This window comes from Rhizobium aouanii, assembly GCF_037002925.1.
Classification (GTDB): domain Bacteria; phylum Pseudomonadota; class Alphaproteobacteria; order Rhizobiales; family Rhizobiaceae; genus Rhizobium; species Rhizobium aouanii.
In genome coordinates, this window is record NZ_JBAMYD010000018.1 from 78,442 (window position 1) to 99,910 (window position 21,469).

Genomic DNA, 21,469 nt, shown 5'->3' on the forward strand with positions numbered 1-21,469 from the left:
AAATCGGAATCGATTTCAGGACAAAATTATGCAGCAGTTGAAGTGCTACAGCGTCCTTCGCGCGTCTGAAAGATGCGCGGCGCTGTAGTCCGGATGCCCCTTTCTCAACGATTGTGGAACGGATCATGACAAGCATCCTCACCAACAACGCTGCTATGGCAGCGCTGCAGACTTTGCGCGGCGTAAACGATAGCCTCAAGGACACCCAGGGTCGCGTTTCATCTGGTTACCGTGTGGAGAAAGCGGCCGACAACGCCGCCTACTGGTCAATCGCAACGACCATGCGTTCCGACAACATGGCGCTTTCGGCCGTCTCCGACGCGCTCGGGCTCGGCGCGGCCAAGGTCGATACCGCCTATTCGGCCATGGATAGCGCACTCGATGTCGTCAGCGAAATCAAGGCCAAGATCGTGGCCGCCACCGAAAAGGGTGTCGACAAGACGAAGATCCAGCAGGAACTCGATCAGTATCAGGAGCAACTGCTCAGCATCGCTCAGTCGGCGTCCTTCTCCGGCGAAAACTGGGTCGCCGGCGCCTCCGGCACGAAGAGCGTCGTCTCGTCCTTCGTGCGCGACGGCAGCAATGCCGTTTCGGTCAAGATGACCGATTACGTGCTCGATTCAGGCTCGCTTGGAAACGTGCTTTTCGGCATGACCAGCACCGGTGCGATCGAGACGAGCAGCGGTATCATCGGTACGGCCTTCAACGGAACTTATGGCGGCACTGTCATCGTCATGCCGTCGATCTATGATCTCGACATCACCGGTTTCACCCAGGGTCAGCTCGATGCAGCCTTGACCGGCATCGAGCTGGTTCTCGGCGCCATGACCGCCGCCGGTTCGGCCCTCGGCTCGATCTCGACCCGTATCCAGCTGCAGGAGACCTTCGTCAGCGGCCTGCACGATTCAATCGACTCCGGCGTCGGCCGCCTTGTCGATGCCGATATGGAAGAGGAGTCGAGCAAGCTTTCGGCGTTGCAGACACAGCAGCAACTCGCCATCCAGTCTCTCTCGATCGCCAACAGCTCGGCGCAGAACATCCTCACCCTGTTCCGCAGCTAATACGAAACAGGCCATCCGCAATAAAAAACCCCGCCGGTCAGCTCAAACCGGCGGGGTTTTTTGTGAGACGACTGATATCTCAGTACTGATCGTCGTCCTCGTCCTTCGGGGCAGAGCGTAGCGAGCTCAGCTTGCGGAAGACGGCGTCGGCGTCGATTTCCTTTTCCTTTTCCTCCTCGCGCTCGTGGCTCGGGGTCAGGCGCTCGGTGTCCTGGGCCGATTGCAGCGTTGCGCCCAACTCGGCAGCGGTCGGTAGCGGACGGCCCTTGGAGGCCTTTTCCACTTCCATGTCGAGATCGATCTGGCTGCAGAGGCCAAGCGTAACCGGATCCATCGGCGCGAGGTTGGCGGAGTTCCAGTGGGTGCGCTCGCGGATTTGTTCGATTGTCGATTTCGTCGTGCCGACGAGGCGGGAAATCTGCGCGTCCTTCAGCTCCGGATGGTTGCGAACGAGCCAGAGAATGGCGTTCGGCCGGTCCTGACGCTTGGAAACCGGCGTATAACGCGGACCGCGGCGCTTGGATTCCGGCACCCGCACCTTCGGTTCGGAAAGCTTCAGCTTGTGGTTCGGATTGGCCTCGGCGCGGGCAATCTCGTCGCGGGAAAGCTGTCCTGTCGAGATCGGGTCGAGGCCCTTGATGCCCTGCGCCGCTTCGCCGTCGGCGATCGCCTTGACTTCGAGCGGATGCAGTTTGCAGAACTGCGCGATCTGATCGAAAGACAGTGCCGTATTGTCGACGAGCCAAATGGCTGTCGCCTTCGGCATGAGCAGTGTTTGAGCCATGGATATAGTCCTTCTATCGTCCGCGCCGGTCGCGGTCCGTGGATTGTCACCACAATGTCCGGGAAATATGGCGCTATATAACCGCACTGTCGCAGAATTGCAATTCTTCCGAAATGAAATGACCTTTGTCTAATTGCCGTGGCGAGGCGAACTGCTATGAATTGCCGTGATTTCAAGTCCGGGCCATAGCTCACGCGGCCCGTCGCATGTCCCATGAGGAGGAGTTGCATGTCGGAGAAGATCTATCCGGTCACGAAGCCGGTGAAGGCGCGCGCCCTGATCGATAAGGAAAAGTACCTGAAATGGTATGAGGAAAGCGTCGAGAACCCCGACAAGTTCTGGGGCAAGCACGGCAGGCGGATCGACTGGTTCAAGCCCTATACCAAGGTCAAGAACACTTCCTTTACCGGCAAGGTTTCGATCAAGTGGTTCGAGGACGGTCAGACAAATGTCTCCTACAACTGCATCGACCGTCATCTGAAAACGAATGGCGACCAGGTGGCGATCATCTGGGAGGGCGACAACCCCTATATCGACAAGAAGGTCACCTATAACGAGCTCTACGAGCATGTCTGCCGGATGGCGAACGTGTTGAAGAAGCACGGCGTCAAGAAAGGCGATCGCGTCACCATCTATATGCCGATGATCCCGGAAGCGGCCTATGCAATGCTCGCCTGCGCCCGCATCGGCGCGGTGCATTCGGTCGTCTTCGGCGGTTTCTCGCCCGAGGCGCTGGCCGGGCGCATCGTTGACTGCGAATCCACTTTCGTCATCACCTGCGACGAAGGTCTGCGCGGCGGCAAGCCGGTGCCGCTGAAGGACAATACCGATACGGCGATCCATATCGCCGCCCGCCAGCATGTCAATGTCAGCAAGGTGCTGGTCGTTCGCCGCACCGGCGGCAAGACCGGCTGGGCGCCCGGCCGCGACCTCTGGTATCACCAGGAAATGGCCACGGTGAAGGCGGAATGCCCACCGGTGAAGATGAAGGCGGAAGATCCGCTCTTCATTCTATATACGTCCGGCTCGACCGGCAAACCGAAGGGCGTGCTGCACACGACGGGCGGTTATCTCGTCTATGCGGCGATGACGCATGAATATGTCTTCGATTATCACCACGGCGACGTCTATTGGTGCACGGCCGATGTCGGCTGGGTGACCGGCCACTCCTATATCGTCTATGGGCCGCTTGCGAACTGCGCGACGACGCTGATGTTCGAGGGCGTGCCGAACTTCCCGGACCAGGGCCGTTTCTGGGAAGTCATCGACAAGCACAAGGTCAACATCTTCTATACGGCGCCGACGGCGATCCGCTCGCTGATGGGTGCCGGCGACGACTTCGTCACGCGCTCCTCGCGCTCTTCGCTGCGCCTGCTCGGCACGGTCGGCGAGCCGATCAATCCCGAGGCCTGGGAGTGGTACTACAATGTCGTCGGCGACAAGCGCTGCCCTGTCATCGATACGTGGTGGCAGACGGAAACCGGCGGTCACATGATCACGCCGCTGCCCGGCGCCACCGATCTGAAACCCGGTTCGGCGACGATGCCGTTCTTCGGCGTCAAGCCTGAGTTGGTCGACAATGAAGGCAAGGTGCTTGAAGGCGCGGCCGACGGCAATCTCTGCATCACCGACAGCTGGCCGGGCCAGATGCGCACGGTCTATGGCGATCATGAGCGCTTCATCCAGACCTATTTTTCCACCTACAAGGGTAAGTATTTCACCGGCGATGGCTGCCGGCGCGATGCGGACGGTTATTACTGGATCACCGGCCGCGTCGACGATGTGCTGAACGTCTCCGGCCACCGGCTCGGCACGGCGGAGGTGGAATCCGCGCTCGTCTCGCATAATCTGGTTTCGGAAGCCGCGGTCGTCGGTTATCCGCATCCGATCAAGGGCCAGGGCATTTATTGCTATGTGACGCTGATGGCCGGTCACGAGGGATCGGATACGCTTCGCCAGGAACTGGTGAAACATGTGCGGGCCGAAATCGGCCCGATCGCCGCGCCCGACAAGATCCAGTTTGCGCCCGGCCTACCGAAGACCCGCTCCGGCAAGATCATGCGCCGCATCCTGCGCAAGATCGCCGAAGACGATTTCGGCGCGCTCGGCGATACCTCGACGCTGGCCGATCCGGCCGTGGTGGAGGATCTGATCGCCAACCGGCAGAACAAGGCGACCGCCTGATAGATGGAGCCGCTCCGATCCCCTTTCGGGCTTCCGGGGCGGCTCTTTTGTTTCCGCGTATTCGATGCGTGGTTTGTGGCATCCAAACATGTTCACGGGCGAAGCCCTGAGAACATTCCCGGCGAGGTCACGCCTGCTAGATGTGCCTGAAATACCTGTCGCTTAAAATGTCATTAGCCGGATTCTTAGTTCTATTCTGCGGCCGAGGAAGCCAACAGCAAATATTGGCTTAGAAATCGATCGCCCTGCCATTGATTTCGTAATCGCCGAAACGCGCCGGCTCGGCTCCGCCGCGGCCGCCGATCTCCGGCGGCAGCTCCAGCGGCTTCTGGTTCTTTCGCCGCTCCTCGGCTTCGGCAAGCGCGCGTCTGGCAGCCGGGGACAGCATCTTGCGCGGCGGCTCCGATCCCTCGGCCATCGGCGTTTCGCTATTGTCGTTATCGGCGTCCTGCATGCCGTCTCCTGCCGGAATATTGAAAATGGCTGATGAATAACCAAATCATAATGCGCCGGTGCCGGGATTGAAAGCTCGTGACGCCGAAATCGGAGATGGAGATCCGCCATGAACCTCGTTCGCACTGCCATGTTGCTTGCCTTCATGACGGCGCTTTTCATGTTTGTCGGCTTCCTGATCGGCGGTCGGGCCGGCATGATGATCGCATTCGTCATTGCCGCTGGCATGAATTTCTTCTCCTATTGGAATTCCGACCGCATGGTGCTTTCGGCCTATCACGCGCAGGAGGTCGATGAGCGCAACGCGCCGGAATTCTTCCGGATCGTGCGCGATCTCGCCCGCAATGCCGGCTTGCCGATGCCGAAGGTCTATCTCTACGACAGCCCGCAGCCGAATGCCTTCGCCACCGGCCGCAATCCCGACAATGCCGCCGTCGCCGCCTCGACCGGTCTGCTGAGCGCCTTGTCTGCCGAGGAGGTCGCAGGTGTGATGGCGCATGAACTGGCCCACATTCAGAACCGCGACACGCTGACGATGACGATCACGGCAACGCTTGCCGGCGCAATCTCCATGCTCGGCAACTTCGCCTTCTTCTTCGGCGGCAATCGTGACAACAACAGCAATCCCCTCGGCTTCGTCGGCGTCATCGTGGCGATGATCGTGGCGCCGCTCGCCGCCATGCTAGTGCAAATGGCGATCAGCCGCACCCGCGAATATTCAGCCGACCGCCGCGGCGCCGAGATCTGCGGCAATCCGCTCTGGCTTGCCTCGGCGCTCGGCAAGATCGCGCGCGGCGCTGCCCACGTGCCGAACGAGGATGCCGAGCGCAATCCGGCGACAGCGCATATGTTCATCATCAATCCGCTCTCCGGCGAGCGCATGGACAATCTGTTTTCCACGCATCCGAACACGGAAAACCGCATCGCCGCGCTGCACGACATGGCGCAAGGCGGTATGAATGTCTCGACGCAGCCTGCTCGTGCTGCTAATCCGTCGCGCAAATCGCGCTCTGTTCCGGATACGGGTCTTGGTCGCGGTGGTTCGCAACCGCCAAAAGGTCCGTGGTCTTGAATTCAGACGGCACGAAGAAGCCATTCCGCAAGCATAAGCCCTCCACCGAGCGATCTGCTCCGGCAAAGCCCGGCCTGCAGGCCAGGGCCGCGGCGGCAAAAATTCTTGCTGCCGTCGTCGACCGCAAGCTGCCGCTCGACGGTGCTCTCGATCATGAACACGGCAACCCAGTCTATAGGGCGCTCGGCGAAAGCGACCGGGCGCTTGTCCGCGCCATCCTGAACACGACGCTACGCCATTTGCCGCGCATCGATGCCGCGATTGCCGGGCTGCTGGATTCGCCGCTGCCGGAGGGGGCAAGAGCGCTGCATCACGTGCTCGCCATCGGGGCAGCACAGATCCTCTATCTCGACGTCCCGGATCATTCTGCCGTCGATCTCGCCGTCGAGCAGGCCAATCAGGATCCGCGCAATCGCCGTTTTGCCAAGCTGGTCAATGCCATCCTCCGCCGGCTCGGCCGCGAGAAGGAGCAGGTGCTGGCCGACATCGGCAAGGTCGCGCCGATGCCGGCCTGGTTCATCGCCAGGCTGGAAAAGGCCTATGGCCGGGACGCGGCGCTGGCGATTTCGGAATCCCAGCTCGAACCGGCAGCAATCGATCTGACCGTCAAGTCCGACCCCCAAGGTTGGGCGAAGCGGCTGAATGGCGTCGTCCTGCCCACGGGCGGCGTGCGTCTCGCCGCCTTCGACGGCGGTATCCCCTCGCTCGAAGGCTTCGACGAGGGCGCATGGTGGGTGCAGGATGCGGCGGCAAGCATCCCGGCGAAGCTTTTCGGCGATCTCTCGGGCAGACGTACCGCCGATCTCTGTGCCGCACCCGGCGGCAAGACGGCGCAGCTGATTCTTGCCGGCGGCGCAGTCACCGCCCTCGACCAGTCGGAAAACCGGCTGAGACGGCTGCGGTCGAATCTCGACCGGCTCGGTCTCAAAGCGGAGACGATTGCGGCAGATCTGACGACATTCGAGCCGGCGGAGCGTTTTGACGCGATTTTGCTCGATGCCCCTTGCTCTTCCACCGGCACGACGCGTCGGCACCCTGATGTGTTGTGGACCAAGGGGCCTGAGGATATCGCCAGGCTGGCGGCGCTGCAGGAACGGCTGCTGCGTCATGCGCTGACATTGCTGAAGCCTGATGGAACGCTGGTTTTTTCGAATTGTTCGCTCGATCCTGTTGAGGGTGAGGACGTTGTCGCCCGTGTTCTTTCCGATACGGATGCAATCGAGCGCGTTCCGATCGGCGCCGGAGACTGGCCGGGCCTTGAGGCGGCGATCACGCCGCTCGGTGAATTCCGTACGCTTCCCACCATGCTGAAAATGCCCGATGCGATTGGCTCCGGCCTCGACGGCTTCTATGCGGCGGTGCTGCGGCGCCTGGCCTGATTGCAGGCTTGAGCACTCGCGGCGAGCCTGGGCTGTACGAGGTGCTTCACAGTCTCGTGTCACGCATGCCGTTCTCCAAAACTGCTCGCATGATTTCAGGTGAAACGCGTCAATGTGCGTATATTCGAACTTTGTCACGAATTAATTCATTGCGGACGATGAAATCGGCCACTTTTCACCTATTCTTAACCACGAGGGTCAATAGACAATAGAATATGCAGTCCGGTCGGCGTTTTGCGAGCATGTATGTTCGGGAGGCTTGGCGGCGCGCCTTGCGCCGCGTCGCGTTGCTGCGCCTGAAGCTCTTTCGCCATTCGATCAAGGTGCCCGAGCGTCTGATCGTCGCGCCGACCGATCTGCGCAGCATCGATCCGCATGTGGCCGACGAGATCCTCAACGGACGGTTTCTCCTGGCCGGGCGCATGCTGGAAACCAACGAAAAGTCGCCCTTCACCTTCACCCTGCCCTCGCGCTCCTTCGCGATCCGTCTTCACAGCTTCGGCTGGCTGCGGCATATGCGGGCGAACAAGACGGAGCGCAGTTCGGCTGCCGCCCGCGCGATCGTCGACAGCTGGCTTTCCATTCATGCCGGTCGCATGGAGGGGATTGCCTGGGAAACCGACGTCACCGCCCAGCGCGTTATTGCCTGGCTGTCGCATTCGCCGGTGGTACTGCAGAATGCCGATCGCGGCTTCTATCGCCGCTTCATGAAGTCGCTGGCGTTCCAGGTGAGGTTCCTGCACCGCATGGCGCCGTTCACCCTCGGCGGCCTGGAGTTGTTTCGGCTGCGCATCGCGCTGGCCATGGCCTCCGTCGCCATGCCGGCCCGCGCCTCCACGCTTCGAAGAGCGGCACAGGCGCTCGACCGCCAATTTGATAGCCAGATTCTGCCGGATGGCGGCCATGTGTCGCGCAATCCGCGCGTCGGGCTGGAATTGCTGCTCGATCTGCTGCCGCTCCGGCAGACCTATGTCAATCTCGGACATGACCTGCCGCAGAAGCTGATCTCCGGCATAGACCGCATCTATCCGGCATTGCGGTTCTTTCGCCATCAGGACGGGGACCTGGCGCTCTTCAACGGGGCGACCTCCACGCTCGCAAACGAGCTGATGTCGGTGCTGCGATATGACGAAACCGCCGGTCAGCCGTTCAAGGCCTTGCCGCATTCGCGCTATCAGCGGCTTTCCGGGGGAAAGACGGTGATCATTGCCGATACCGGCACGCCGCCTTCGGGAGGCGCGCTTCGGACCGCGCATGCCGGCAGCCTCTCCTTCGAGATGTCGTCCGGCCGTCATCGCTTCATCGTCAATTCCGGTTCGCCGAAATTTGCCGGGCATCGCTATGTTCAGATGGCGCGCACGACGGCGGCGCATTCGACCGTTATCCTCAACGACACCTCGTCCAGCCGTTTTTCGCCCTCGCCCTTCCTGAACCACGCGATCATCGAACCGGTGAGGACAATCACCGTCGAGCGCGCCGAAACCGAAGACGGACGCGACGGCATCAAGCTCAGCCATGACGGTTACCTCAGGATGTTCGGGGTGCTGCACGAGCGTGAGCTGACGCTCAATGCCGCAGGCTCGATCGTGACAGGCCGCGACCGGCTCGTTGTCCGCGAAGGATATGAGAATGACGAGCCGTTGAAGGCCGTCGCCCGTTTTCATATCCATCCCTCGATCGTCCTGCATCAGAGTGACGGAGAGTCCGTGCTGCTGACGGCGCCGGACGGCGAAAGCTGGCTGTTTTCCGCACCCGGCAATGAAGTGCTGATCGCCGAGGACATCTTCTTTGCAGACAGCTCCGGCATCTGCGGCTCGGACCAGATCGAGATCGACTTCGATCTTGCCGAAAAGACCGAAATCCGCTGGTTTTTGTCCCGCAAAGGCTAGAAGCGGACGATTTTGGGCCGAGTGGTCAAAATCGGGTTCGCATCCAGATAATGGAAGTAAAGTACGATGCCGTCCAAAAATGGCTCGTGCTTTTTGGCGTCATGCGCTGACGCCTGTTTGCGCGGCGGCAAAGCTGTGCTAACGCGGCGCCAGCATGCGAACATCCCTTGCGGATGTCCCCCCGAAGCCCGAACGGAGAAGGTTTCATGGCCGTCATTTCCAAGAAGATCCCCGCCCCCGACAAGGTCGAAATCAAGACCGCGCTCATCTCCGTCTTCGACAAGACCGGGATCGTCGACCTCGCCCACGCCTTGTCTGCCAGAGGTGTGCGACTGCTTTCGACCGGCGGCACGTTTAAAGCGATCACCGCTGCCGGTCTTGCCGTCACCGATGTCTCCGAAGTCACCGGTTTTCCAGAGATCATGGATGGGCGTGTGAAGACGCTGCATCCAACGGTGCATGGCGGCCTGCTGGCGATCCGCGACGACAGCGAACACCAGGACGCGATGAAACAGCATGGCATCGAGGGCATCGACCTCGCAGTCATCAACCTCTACCCCTTCGAAGAGGTGCGTGCGGCCGGCGGCGACTATCCGACGACCGTCGAGAATATCGACATCGGCGGTCCGGCGATGATCCGCGCATCGGCCAAGAACCATGCCTATGTCACGACCCTGACGGATCCGGCCGATTATGCCGAACTGCTGGAGCAGCTTTCCGCAGATGACGGCAAGACGGCCTATGCTTTCCGCCAGCGGATGGCCGCCAAGGCCTATGCCCGTACCGCCGCCTATGATGCAATAATCTCCAACTGGTTCGCCGAGGCGCTTTCGATCGACACGCCGCGCCACCGGGTCATCGGTGGTGCGCTGAAGGAAGAGATGCGTTACGGTGAAAACCCGCATCAGAAGGCCGCCTTCTATGTGACCGGCGAGAGGCGTCCGGGTGTTTCGACGGCCGCTCTTCTCCAGGGCAAGCAGCTCTCCTACAACAATATCAACGATACGGATGCGGCCTACGAGCTCGTCGCCGAGTTCCTGCCGGAGAAGGCGCCGGCTTGCGCGATCATCAAGCACGCCAATCCCTGCGGCGTCGCCACCGGATCGAGCCTGGTCGAGGCCTATCGGCGGGCGCTCGCTTGCGATTCCGTTTCCGCCTTCGGCGGCATCATCGCGCTCAACCGGACGCTCGATGCCGAAACGGCCGAAGAGATCGTCAAGCTCTTCACCGAAGTGATCATCGCGCCGGATGTCACCGAGGAGGCGAAGGCGATCGTCGCCCGCAAACCGAACCTGCGGCTGCTGTCTGCCGGCGGCCTGCCCGATCCGCGTGCTGCGGGCCTGACGGCAAAGACCGTTTCCGGCGGTCTGCTCGTCCAGAGCCGTGACAACGGCATGGTCGAGGATCTGGAACTCAAGGTCGTCACCAGGCGCGCGCCGATGGCGCAGGAACTGGATGACATGAAGTTCGCCTTCAAGGTCGGCAAACACGTGAAGTCGAACGCCGTGGTCTATGCCAAGGACGGCCAGACGGCCGGCATCGGCGCCGGCCAGATGAGCCGCGTCGATTCCGCCCGCATCGCTGCGCTGAAGGCCGAAGAGGCCGCCAAGGCGCTTGGCCTTGCAGTCCCGATGACGCATGGCTCGGCGGTTGCCTCCGAGGCCTTCCTGCCTTTTGCCGACGGTCTTCTGTCGATGATCGCCGCAGGGGCGACGGCTGTTATCCAACCGGGCGGCTCGATGCGCGACCAGGAAGTCATCGATGCCGCCAACGAACACGGCGTCGCAATGGTCTTTACCGGCATGCGCCATTTCCGGCACTGATCGGGTGCCGGCGGTGGCCGGCGCTCTTCCTCGAGCAGGTTCGTCCCTATGCGCGATCGGCCGGATAGGGTGTGCGGATCAAGAGTATCAATCCGCCGGCGAGGAACAGGATCAGCGTTGCCATTCCGAGCCGCGGTGATCCGCTCATATAGGTCACCAGCGAGAAGAGCAGCGTCGCCATAAAGCTGGTGGCGCGCCCCGAAAGCGCGTAGATGCCGAAGTAGCGGCCGGCTTCCTCGATGTTGACGCTGCGGGCGAGATAGGAGCGTGACGAGGCCTGCACCGGCCCGAAGGCGAGCCCGATCAGCAGGCCATAGAGGATATAGGCCTTTTCCGCCGCCGTGCCGAAGAGGCCGCCGGAATCCGCCGCTGGCAGCGGCATCAATCCGAACAGGGTGTAACCCGGTCCTGTCGAGATGATGCCGATGGTGGCGAGAAGCAGCATCGTGAGGCTGATGACGACGGTCACCTTCGAACCGACGCCCTTGTCGATGCGGCCGGCGATCAGGCAGCCGAAGATCGCAATGACATTCAGGATGATGCCGTAGATACCGATCTCGATTGTCGCCCAGCCGAACATGCCGGCCGCGAAGATGCCGCCCAGGATCAGCAGGCCGTTGACGCCATCCTGATAGATCATGCGGGCGATGAGGAATTTCAGGATGCCGCGGCGCTCTTTAAGCTCGCCAAGCGTGTTTTTGAGTTCCCGCAAGCCGGAGCGCACCGCGGTGCCGAAGGGAAGACCCTTGCCGACATCGGGCGTGAAGAAGAACATCGGCAGGATGAAGATCAGATACCAGACAGCCGAGATCGGCCCGGTGATGCGTGCATCCTGGCCGGTCTCAGGATCGAGGCCGAACAGGGGATCAAGGCCGAGGATGGTCTTGCCGCTCTCGGGGCTCGCCGCCAAAAGGGTGACGACGGCAATGAGCACGATGATGCCACCGAGGTAGCCGAGCCCCCAGGCGGTGTTGGAGAGCTTGCCGACCTCATGCTTGCCGACCAAGCGCGGCATCATCGAATCATTGAAGACGATCGAAAACTCGGCCGAGATCGAGGCGAGGATCATGAAAATAACGGGATAGAGAACAGGTGAACCGGGTGCGGCAAACCACAGGCAGAACAGGCTGGCGATCTTGATGATCGCGAAGAAGCCGATCCAGGGTTTGCGTGCGCCCGACTGGTCGGCGATCGAGCCGAGGACGGGTGAGAGCAGGGCGATGATCACCGAGGAGATCGTCGCCATGTTGCTCCAGGTCGTCTGCGCGGAAACCGGGTCATCGGTCAGGCGGGAAACGAAATAGGGTCCGAAGATAAAGGTTGTGACCACGGTGAAGAAGGGCTGTGCTGCCCAATCGAAGAACATCCACCCCCAGATGCCCTTCTCCGTGGCCTTCGGCGGTTGCGTTCCTGTCCAGTCAATGCGATTCAACATCCGCTCCTTCTTTTGACGCGGACTGTCTCACCTCACCCGGTCGCGCGCAAGATCGGTCAAGATACCTGCAGCAACGGTAATACGCGCGAGATTGGGATCGCCGCCGTCGCTGAGGCTTGAAAGCTCCTCGAGGATACGGTTGATGCGGATGCGATCCTGCGCATGCCAGGCCTGAACCGGAAGCTTCTCCTTGCCGTGATCGGAAAGGGCCGAAATGACGATGTCGCGCCTTGCGCTGGCGATCTGGTCGATGCTGCGGGCAAGCGCCAGATTCTCGTAATGGTCGGAGGTGAGGATCCGTCCGCCCGCCGCCAGCAGCCTGCCGATACGGAAGGTCTGCGACACGGCGATGTAGTTTTCGGCGGCGCGCACCAGGGGTTCGCCGGTGCGCTCGGCAATCTGCATGATCTCGGGCACCAGTGCGAAGATCGGGAGGCTGGCGATCTCGGCCGCGAGTTTTTCGGGTAGACCCGCCTGGCTGTACTCCGCCTGGCGCACGGCGACTTCGCTGGCCAACTGTCCGGCAAAGGCGGTTTTCAGCTTCTTCAGGGCTGCCTGCAGCCGGCTAATCACTTCCGCCATATCGGCCTTGGTCATGCCCGTTTTCAGCAGCAGGCGCGTCAGCACGATAAAGCTTTGGCTGATCTCCTCGTAGATGCGGTTCTGCGTCTCACCGGAAACCTTGCCGTCCAAAGCGTCCGTTTCTGCCCAGAGCCGGGTCAGGTCAAAACCGTCGCGGGCAACGATCGCAGCGCGCACCACTTCCGGTGCCGACGCCGCCGTCGCGTCCATCATGGCGACGGTGAAGCTCGGCCCGCCGCGATTGATTGCTTCGTTGGCAAGCACGGTCGCGACGATTTCGCGCTTCAGCCGGTGGCTGGCGATATCGCCGGCGTTCGACTTCTGCATCTTCACGGGGAAGTAATTCGAAAGCGTCGTGGCAAAATAGGGATCGTCCGGCAGATCGCTTGCGATCAGCGCGTCGAAGAGCACGATCTTGGCATAGGACACCAGCACGCCGATTTCAGCCCGCGTCAGCGGCTTGCCGGCCGTGTAGCGTTCTGTGAGAGTCTGGTCGTCCGGAAGAGTCTCCACCTTGCGGTTCAACTGCTTGGCGCCTTCTAGAACCGTCATGAAGCGCGCAAGTTCCAGGCCGTTTGCCGTGCCCTTGCGTTCCGTCAGCGAGATCGCCAGCGACTGCAGGTAGTTGTTGCGCAGCACCAGGGTCGCCACTTCGCCGGTCATCGAGGAAAGAAGCTGATCGCGTTTTGCGCGCGTCAGGCGCCCGTCATGCATGGCGGCTGCCAGCGCGATCTTGATGTTGACCTCGACGTCCGAAGTGTTGACGCCGGCCGAGTTGTCGATGGCGTCGGAGTTGCAGCGCCCGCCCTTCAGACCATAGGCGATGCGGCCCTTCTGGGTGACGCCGAGATTTGCGCCCTCGCCGATCACCTTGGCGCGCACCTCCGCTGCTGTGATGCGGATCGGGTCGTTGGCGCGGTCGCCGACTTCGGTATCGGTTTCGGACGGCGCTTTCACATAGGTGCCGATGCCGCCGAACCAGAGCAGGTCGACCGGGCTCCTCAGGATCGCCGCTATGATCTCGAAGGGCGTCGCCACGGCCTTGTCGATGCCGATCGCGGCAACCGCTTCCGGCGTCAGCGTGACCGATTTGGCGGCGCGAGAAATGATCATCGCACCTTTCGAAAGCACGCTCTTGTCGAAGTCCTGCCAGCTTGAACGCGGCAGGTCGAAGAGCCGCTGGCGCTCAGTCAGCGTCTTTTCCATATCGGGATCGGGATCGATGACGATGTCGCGGTGATCGAAGGCGGCAATGAGCCGGATCTTCGGAGAAAGCAGCATGCCGTTGCCGAAGACGTCGCCCGACATGTCGCCGACGCCGGCGACGGTGAAGGGCGTCGTCTGGATATCGATGTCCATTTCCCGGAAATGGCGTTTCACGGTTTCCCAGGCGCCGCGGGCGGTGATGCCCATCTTCTTGTGGTCGTAGCCGGCCGAGCCGCCGGAGGCGAAGGCGTCGTCCAGCCAGAAGCCGGCTTCCTGCGCCAGCGCATTGGCGGTGTCGGAAAAGGTCGCGGTGCCCTTGTCGGCGGCGACGACGAAATAAGGGTCGTCGCCGTCAAGCCTGACCGTGTCCTTCGGCGGGACGATCTCGGCACCCGATATATTGTCGGTGATCGAAAGCAGCGTGCGGATATAAGTCTTGTAAGCCTCGCGGCCGGCATTGAAGATCTCGTCGCGGCTGCCGCCGACGGGGAGTTTCTTCGGATAGAAGCCGCCTTTGGCACCGACCGGCACGATGACCGCGTTCTTGACCTGCTGGGCCTTGACGAGGCCGAGCACTTCGGTGCGGTAATCCTCGGCGCGGTCCGACCAGCGCAGGCCGCCGCGCGCCACCTTGCCGAAGCGCAGGTGCACGCCCTCGACTTCAACGCCGTAGACGAACATTTCGCGGAAGGGCTTCGGCTCCGGTAGCCCGTCGACCAGGTGCGGATCAAGCTTAAAGGCCAACATCGGCTTCGGCGAACCGTCCGGGTTCTTCTGGAAATAATTGGTACGCAAGGTCGCATCGACGATATTGACGTAGCGGCGCAGGATACGGTCGTCATCGAGGCTCGGCACGTCGGCAAGTTCTGCCTCGATCGCCTGGTGCAGTTCGGCAAGCTTCTTGACGCGCACCTTCTCCGAAAGCCTGGTGTCGAGCGTGTCATGGAAGAGACGGAAAATGGCGGCGGCGACATCAGGATATTTATCGAGCGTGGTTGCGATATAATCCTGCGAATAGGCGATGCCGGCCTGGCGAAGATAACGCGCATAGGCGCGCAGGACGTTGGTCTCGCGCGCCGAGAGCCCAGCCGAAAGGATCAGCCGGTTGAAGCTGTCATTGTCGATCGTGCCGGCGAAGGCGGCGACGAAAGCTTCCTCAAGGGCGGCGCCGTAACGCTGCAGATCGATGTCACCGCCGTTGCGGGTCTCGAGTTCCATGTCGTGCAACACGACGAGTTTCTTTTCTCCATCGGCGGGCACGCCGATATCGAAGGTGCGTTCACTGACGACGTTGAAGCCAAGATTCTCGAGAAGCGGCACGCGGCGCGACAGCGCCAGCTGGCCGCCGGCGTGGAAGATCTTCAAGGAAAGGATGCGGCGTTGTTCTTCCTGACGATGGTAGAACTGGATGCGCAGCGGTTCGCCGGCGGCGCAGGCACCGATATCGGCGAGGTCGGCCACGGTTTCCTCCGGCGTGAAGGAATCCTGGAAGGCTTGGTCGACCGATATCTTCGGCGCCTTGGCGCCTGCCAGCGCCTCGAAACGGTCGTCCCAGCGGGCCGTGATCTCGCGGATCACCTGCTCGAGCTTTGACTGCGGAATGCGTGGCGTCTTGCCGCCCGAGCGGCCGATGATGAAATGCACGCGCGCCACGCCGCCTTCCGGGAAAGCCGGGTAATAGGCGGAGACACGGCCGTCATAGACAGTCTTCAGATAGGTGCCGATCCGTTCGCGGACGATCGAGTCATATTCCTCGCGCGGCACGTAGACGATTACCGAGACGAAGCGGTCGAAATGGTCGATGCGCGGCAGGACGCGGACGCGCGGCCGATCGGCCAAGTCGTTGATCTGTTCGGCAAAACTTGCAAGCAGCGTCGTGTCGATCTGGAAAAGATCGTCGCGCGGATAGGATTCCAGCGTGTTGTCGAGCATGCGGCCGGAATGGCTCATCGGGTCGAAGCCGAAATGTTCCTTCACCTTCTCGATTTTGGAACGCAGCAGCGGGATTTCCGAGGCGAGCGAGGTATAGGCCGTCGAGGTGAAAAGGCCGACGATGCGCAGCTCGCCGGTGACGTTACCCTCAGCGTCGAAGCGCTTGACGCCGACATAATCCATATAGGCCCGGCGATGGACGATCGATTTCACATTCGCCTTGGTGACGATCAGGAAGTCGGGGCCGTCGAGGAAGGCGAGGATCTCAGGCGTCGTCGTCACGGCGTCCTTGCCGGTGCGCAGTACGAGAACATCGGGGTTGGAGAGGATGCCGAGGCCAGCACCCTTGTCACGCTCGACCCTGGCATCGGTCCCCTTGCCGGAATAGACATATTCGCGCATGCCGAGGAACGTGAAATTCTCATCCCGCAGCCAGGTCAGGAAAGCGACGGCTTCGTCGCGATCGGCCTTCTTCCGGCTGGCGCCATTGGCAGCAAGCTCGGCGATCACTCCGTCGATCTTGAAAAGCATCGGCTTCCAGTCGGAAACCGACAGGCGGACCTGTTCGAGCACTTTTTCGATGCGCTTGACGAGATCGGCGGCCTGGGCGGAATTGAGGGGCGCAATATGAAGCTGGATATGGCTGACGCGGTTGGCCGGATCGCTCGGGTGATCGGCGGAATATATCGCCGGCGCCTTGCCCTTTTCCATGACCAGGATGGGATGCACGGCCATGAACAGGTCACGATAGGTGCTCGTCACTTCGCCCATGACCGATTCAAACAGAAAAGGCATGTTCTGGTCGGTGACTGAAAGCACTGAGACGGCGATGCCATCAGGCGTCACATCGGCAATCGTGTCGATGCTGACGCGGTGCGCCTTGCCGTTCCAGGCGGCGAGTTCGTTTGCCGAATGTACCGCGGAGAGCGCCAGCATTTCCGGCGTATAGAGTTCGAGATCGTCATTGCTTGCCCGGCCGAAGAGAATTGCCGGATCGAGATGCGCCTCGCCTGTCGCCTTGGCGATCTTGCGCGCGCTTTCGATCTGCTTTTCCCGTTTCGGATTGTTTCTGGCAGCCATGGATCGCCTCCCTCAATGTCTGATTTTTTGCAAGCTAGCAGAAGATTCTTCGAAAAAATCTCTAAAAGAGAGGTCCGAGGGATTGTTTTGACGCTTTTTTGGCGCTGGAAACGAGAAATCGTAAGAGATTTTCCACCTTCTTCGCCAAGCGAAAGCGAAAGTCCCGTCTTCTGGTTTTTCATTCCGCCGAACATTTCCACGCCCGCATGAAGAATGGTTGACAGCGTGGCGTCAAAAAGATCATCAAACGCGGTCATCATTCGGATCTTGGATATCATGTCGGAAAATGCAGCGGGCGCAGTCATCGTCATTTCCAGCCATGTGGTGCGGGGCTCGGTCGGAAACCGGGCAGCCGTCTTTGCGCTGGAGACACTCGGTCATCCGGTCTGGGCCCTGCCGACCATCGTGCTGCCCTGGCATCCCGGCCACGGCCGCTCGACGCGGCTGACTTTTGCCGAAACGGATTTTGATGCGGCAATCGACGATCTGATCCGCGCGCCCTGGATCGGCGAAGTCAAGGCGGTGCTTTCGGGCTATTTCGGCAATGCCGCCCAAGCGCGCTCCGTCGCCCGGCTGATCGGTGCGCTGAGGCAAAACAATCCCGAGCTGCTCTATATCTGCGATCCCGTCATGGGCGACCTCGGCGGCCTTTACGTGCCGGAAGCGACCGCAGAGGCCATTCGCGACCATCTCATTCCGCTCGCCTCGCTCGCAACGCCGAACCGCTACGAGCTCGCATGGCTTTCGGGGGCAGCCCTCGAAGACAACAGCGCGATCATGGAGGCGGCGCTCGCGCTCGGACCATCGCGCATGCTCGTCACTTCGGCGGTACCGATGATGGCGGGTGGTACCGGCAATCTCTATCTTTCCGGCCGTCACGCCCTTCTTGCCGAGCATCGCGTCGTCGACAACCCGCCGAATGGTCTCGGCGACCTCATCGCCGCCGTCTTCCTGTCGCGCCTGCTTTCCGGGATCGAGGACGAAAAGGCGCTGCAGCTTGCCACCGCCAGCGTCTTCGAGGTGCTTGCGCGTGCCGTCAAGCGCGGCAGCAACGAGTTGATGCTGGCAAGCGACGCTTCCAGCCTTTCGACGCCGATGGCCATGGTGCAGATGCGCCGGCTCGTGCACCCGGCGCAGCGGCGGAAAAAATGACGCATCTGCCAATATGTTCATTTTGCGGTGCAGCAGTTGATCTTGTCTTCCGCGCGCGCTAATCCAGAAGCATGCAGCGTTTTCCAAATCCCCTTCTGGACGGCTATCGCAACTTCATGAACGGGCGTTATGCCGACGCCCGCGAGAGGTATCGGCAGCTTGCCGAAAACGGTCAGAATCCCCATACGCTTGTCATTGCCTGTTCGGATTCTCGCGCGGCACCGGAGTTGATCTTCGATGCCGGCCCGGGCGAGCTCTTCGTCATCCGCAACGTCGCCAACATGGTGCCGCCCTACGAGCCGGATGGTCATTTTCATTCGACCTCGGCTGCACTCGAATTTGCCGTGCAGGTGCTGAAGGTCTCGGATATCGTCGTGATGGGCCATGGCCGCTGCGGCGGCATCCGCTCGGCGCTCGATCCGAATGCCGAGCCATTGTCGCCCGGCGATTTCATCGGCCGCTGGATGTCGCTGGTCAGACCGGCCGCCGAGCAGATCCAGAGCAACGACGTGATGACGGCCGCCGAACGGCAGACGGCGCTGGAGCGGGTCTCCATCCGCAATTCGATCAACAATCTCAGAAGCTTTCCCGACATCAAGGCGCTCGAGGAGGCGGGAAAGATTCATCTCCACGGTGCCTGGTTCGACATTTCGACCGGTGAACTCTGGGTCATGGACGCCGAGACACGCGACTTCATTCGTCCCGAAATCTAGGGACATGCCAGTTTATCAGTTTTTTAAGGATTGTTGTTAAGCTAGCCGTCAATTGGTCGCGCACAACCGACGTTTTGATCACCGTGGCGATTGGCGATGAAATTCGAAACCATCAAAAGGGTTATCCTGGCCGCCATCATGCTGCCCTTCGTCTTCATGCTCATTGAAGGCGTCGTCGTCATACGTTCTTCGGTCAATCAATACTGGGACCTCGAAAAGGACCGGCAGTTCGCCGATGTGCTTGCCCGTGGCGGGTCGATCGCCGCCACGGAGATTCTGACTGAGATTGGCGCCACCCGCCGCTACCTCGCAGATCCGAGCAGCAGGACTGCCATCGACATGCAGCAAAGCCGGGTGACGCTCGATCGCGAACGCCACGCTTTTTATGCCAGCCTGCCCTCCCGCGATGCGCTCGACGAGGGGCTCGTCGGCGAATTATCGATTCTCAGCCTTGCCTACAGCCGCATCGTCGCGGCGCGCAGCGCCGTCGACCAAGGGCGTTATACCGGCAGCGATCCCGGTTCCATCTACTGGTATGCGGCTCTCAAGCAGCTTGCCGTCGTCGATGCGCTTTCGCCGCTGATCAGCGATCCGGTGCTGCTTGAGAAATCCAACGAGCTGATGGGTATCCTGCTGACCTATTACGGCGAAAGGCTGATCACCGGGATCGGCACCCGTTATCTCAACCAAGGGGCTTCCGCCAGATTGCCGGTGGAGCTTTTCGTACAGGGCAAGGTCATGCTCGGCGAGGGCATGGATCACATGGTTTTCCATTCCTCCGCGCCGGTCGTGCGCCACATCGTTGCTTATCTCGGCCGCAGCAACCAGGTAAAGGCGAATGCGATCACCGATGCCATTCTCGCCGGATCGCGGCCGACAAGTGCCGTGCATGACGTCTGGGCCGCCGCGCAGAGCGAGCGCATGACCTTCCTGCAGCAGAAGATGATCGAGGCTGCAAAAGATATTCACGAGACCGGAGAAAATCTTTCGACGCGCTCGCACATACACCTGACGCGGATCCTGGCGCTGTGTGCCGGCCTGCTGATTCTCGCCACATTGGTGCTGCTGCTGGCGGCAAAGGGCCTGCGCCTGATCGACCGGCTGACCCAGGATCGGGAGACGCTTGTGGGCGAGTTGCGCAGCGCCGCCCAGACCGATCTTCTGACCGGCCTCTACAACAGGCGCGGCTTCGAGGTCGCCGCATCCGCACTTCTTACACAGGCCGAGCACGGATCACGCTGGATTTCCGTCGTGCTGTTCGACCTCGATCATTTCAAGAAGATCAACGACATTCACGGGCATGACGCCGGCGATGCCGTGCTCCGGCAGGTCGCCGGCGTCGCGCGCCAAAATTTCCGTTCCTTCGATCTCTTGGTGCGCCATGGCGGCGAGGAGTTCCTGGCGCTTATGCCGGATTCGACGCCTGACGATGCTGCAATCGTTGCCGAGCGCGTGCGGCTGGCGATCGAGGCGGCGGAAATCCCCCTGCCGAGCGGCGATGTTCTCAAGGTGACGGCGAGTTTCGGATGCGCCGGACGGGCAAACGAAGCCACCAACCGGAACTTTGAGGATCTGGTCAAACGCGCCGACCTGGCGCTTTACGCCGCCAAGGCCTCCGGCCGCAATTGCGTCGTCTCGGGACCAATCATCCAGGCCCCGGTGCAGGAGGAGCGACGCAAGGCGGCTTCCAGCGGCGGCTTTGATTCCCGCATATGAAAAACGCCGCATATCGCAGCGGCGCTTTGGCGTATTCAGTCGGGCCTATTTGCCGTCGATCTGCTGACCGATATAGGCGATCGCCTGCTGGTAGACGCTGGCGGCGTTCCAGCCCTGGATGGCGACGAAATTCGGCTCTCCAGGCTGATAGCCGGCGCCGGCGCGCCAGCCGTGGCCCTTGAGGAAATTCGCCGTCGAGGCCAGTGCATCGGCGCGGGAACCGACCATATCGATGCGGCCGTTGCCGTCGCCGTCGGCTCCGAAGCGCACGACATTGCGTGGCAGAAACTGCGTCTGGCCGATTTCACCATGAGCAGCGCCCTTGGCCTGTGGGCTCAGATAACCCTCGGAGACGAGCTGGAGTGCTGCATAGAGCTGGTCGGTGAAATATTGCGAACGTCGGCAGTCGTAAGCCAGCGTCGAAACTGCTGACAGCGTATGCTGATTGCCCATGTAGCTGCCGAAACCCGTCTCCATGCCCCAGATTGCAATCAGAGGGCCCGCCGGAACACCGAAACGACGCTCCAGCGATGCAAATAGAGCCTGGTTGGCGGCCTTCATACTGCGGCCGCGGGAGATAATGGCGGCTCCTCCCCGCTTCTTCATGAAAGCGTCGAAGGACAGCTTAAAGCTCTTCTGGCCACGGTCGGCAGCGATGGTCGGTTTGTTGTAGTTGACATTGGCGAAAGCGCGGTTGAGGACCGACTGGCTGACGCCATTGGCAGCCGCCGTCTGCTTGAAATCGCTAACCCAAGCCTCGAATCCGGCGCCGGTATTCCCACATTGTGCACCTTGCGCGAGCGCCGGTACCGTGTGGAGGACGCTCATTGCCGCAGCGGCCGCCATAAACAATTTTGTCATGCGCATTGAGAAACCCCGCTCTCGATCTGCTTAGTTTTTAGGCGGGCACGAGAATGCCAGCCACTCGCAATTTTGTCACGATCACCTTTTAGCGAGCGCTTATACAGTTGTGCTTGCCCCAAAGCCCCGCTCAACGAGCAGGGCTTT

General features: G+C 61.2%; 14 protein-coding genes. 9 read left to right on the forward strand and 5 right to left on the reverse strand.

All coding sequences use genetic code 11. The features are described 5' to 3' along the window. Positions 1-125 precede the first annotated feature (125 nt). A complete protein-coding gene (locus tag V8P77_RS27535) occupies positions 126-1,061 on the forward strand; it encodes a flagellin N-terminal helical domain-containing protein (RefSeq protein WP_335915222.1) in 936 nt (311 codons plus the stop codon). Positions 1,062-1,140: 79 nt separating this feature from the next. On the opposite strand, the gene V8P77_RS27540 is transcribed toward V8P77_RS27535, so the two are convergent. Next, the gene (locus V8P77_RS27540) at positions 1,141-1,845 is read right to left on the reverse strand and encodes a DUF1013 domain-containing protein (protein ID WP_032991769.1); all 705 of its coding nucleotides are present in this window, start codon (positions 1,843-1,845) and stop codon (positions 1,141-1,143) included. A 228-nt stretch (positions 1,846-2,073) separates the two neighbouring features. Here V8P77_RS27540 and acs point away from each other — a divergent pair, with 228 nt between their 5' ends. Then, positions 2,074-4,029, forward strand: a complete 1,956-nt coding sequence (gene acs / locus V8P77_RS27545) for an acetate--CoA ligase (RefSeq protein ID WP_335915223.1) — start codon at positions 2,074-2,076, stop codon at positions 4,027-4,029. Positions 4,030-4,258: 229 nt separating this feature from the next. Here the strand turns inward: acs and V8P77_RS27550 are convergent, their stop codons facing one another. Continuing rightward, positions 4,259-4,483, reverse strand: a complete 225-nt coding sequence (locus V8P77_RS27550) for a DUF1674 domain-containing protein (protein WP_335915224.1) — start codon at positions 4,481-4,483, stop codon at positions 4,259-4,261. 108 nt (positions 4,484-4,591) lie between these two features. On the opposite strand from V8P77_RS27550, the gene htpX reads away from it, so the two are divergent. From htpX to purH, 4 genes are all read left to right on the forward strand, one after another. Beyond that, positions 4,592-5,554 (forward strand): zinc metalloprotease HtpX, encoded by a 963-nt coding sequence (gene htpX / locus V8P77_RS27555; RefSeq protein WP_335915225.1) that lies wholly within the window; start codon positions 4,592-4,594, stop codon positions 5,552-5,554. Next, positions 5,545-6,933: an RsmB/NOP family class I SAM-dependent RNA methyltransferase gene (locus V8P77_RS27560; RefSeq protein ID WP_335915226.1), complete on the forward strand. Its 1,389-nt coding sequence runs from the start codon at positions 5,545-5,547 to the stop codon at positions 6,931-6,933. The genes htpX and V8P77_RS27560 overlap by 10 nt, the downstream gene beginning before the upstream one ends. Before the next feature lie 215 nt (positions 6,934-7,148). Then, positions 7,149-8,822 (forward strand): heparinase II/III family protein, encoded by a 1,674-nt coding sequence (locus V8P77_RS27565; RefSeq protein WP_335915228.1) that lies wholly within the window; start codon positions 7,149-7,151, stop codon positions 8,820-8,822. Between the two features lie 206 nt (positions 8,823-9,028). Next, complete coding sequence (gene purH, locus V8P77_RS27570) at positions 9,029-10,645, forward strand: bifunctional phosphoribosylaminoimidazolecarboxamide formyltransferase/IMP cyclohydrolase (RefSeq protein ID WP_335915229.1); 1,617 nt, start codon at positions 9,029-9,031, stop codon at positions 10,643-10,645. A gap of 46 nt (positions 10,646-10,691) precedes the next feature. On the opposite strand, the gene V8P77_RS27575 is transcribed toward purH, so the two are convergent. Continuing rightward, positions 10,692-12,080 (reverse strand): MFS transporter, encoded by a 1,389-nt coding sequence (locus tag V8P77_RS27575; RefSeq protein WP_335915230.1) that lies wholly within the window; start codon positions 12,078-12,080, stop codon positions 10,692-10,694. Positions 12,081-12,107: 27 nt separating this feature from the next. Then, positions 12,108-16,880, reverse strand: a complete 4,773-nt coding sequence (locus V8P77_RS27580; protein ID WP_335915231.1) for an NAD-glutamate dehydrogenase — start codon at positions 16,878-16,880, stop codon at positions 12,108-12,110. Positions 16,881-17,156: 276 nt separating this feature from the next. Between V8P77_RS27580 and pdxY the strand changes: the two genes are divergently transcribed. From pdxY to V8P77_RS27595, 3 genes are all read left to right on the forward strand, one after another. After that, a complete protein-coding gene (gene pdxY / locus V8P77_RS27585; protein WP_335915232.1) occupies positions 17,157-18,032 on the forward strand; it encodes a pyridoxal kinase PdxY in 876 nt (291 codons plus the stop codon). 71 nt (positions 18,033-18,103) lie between these two features. After that, the gene (locus V8P77_RS27590) at positions 18,104-18,745 is read left to right on the forward strand and encodes a carbonic anhydrase (RefSeq protein ID WP_335915233.1); all 642 of its coding nucleotides are present in this window, start codon (positions 18,104-18,106) and stop codon (positions 18,743-18,745) included. A 96-nt stretch (positions 18,746-18,841) separates the two neighbouring features. After that, positions 18,842-20,461 carry a GGDEF domain-containing protein gene (locus tag V8P77_RS27595; RefSeq protein WP_335915235.1) on the forward strand — a complete coding sequence of 540 codons (1,620 nt, stop codon included), beginning with the start codon at positions 18,842-18,844 and terminating at the stop codon, positions 20,459-20,461. Positions 20,462-20,506: 45 nt separating this feature from the next. Here V8P77_RS27595 and V8P77_RS27600 read toward each other — a convergent pair whose 3' ends face one another. Next, the gene (locus V8P77_RS27600) at positions 20,507-21,328 is read right to left on the reverse strand and encodes a lytic murein transglycosylase (protein WP_335915236.1); all 822 of its coding nucleotides are present in this window, start codon (positions 21,326-21,328) and stop codon (positions 20,507-20,509) included. Positions 21,329-21,469: the final 141 nt, after the last annotated feature.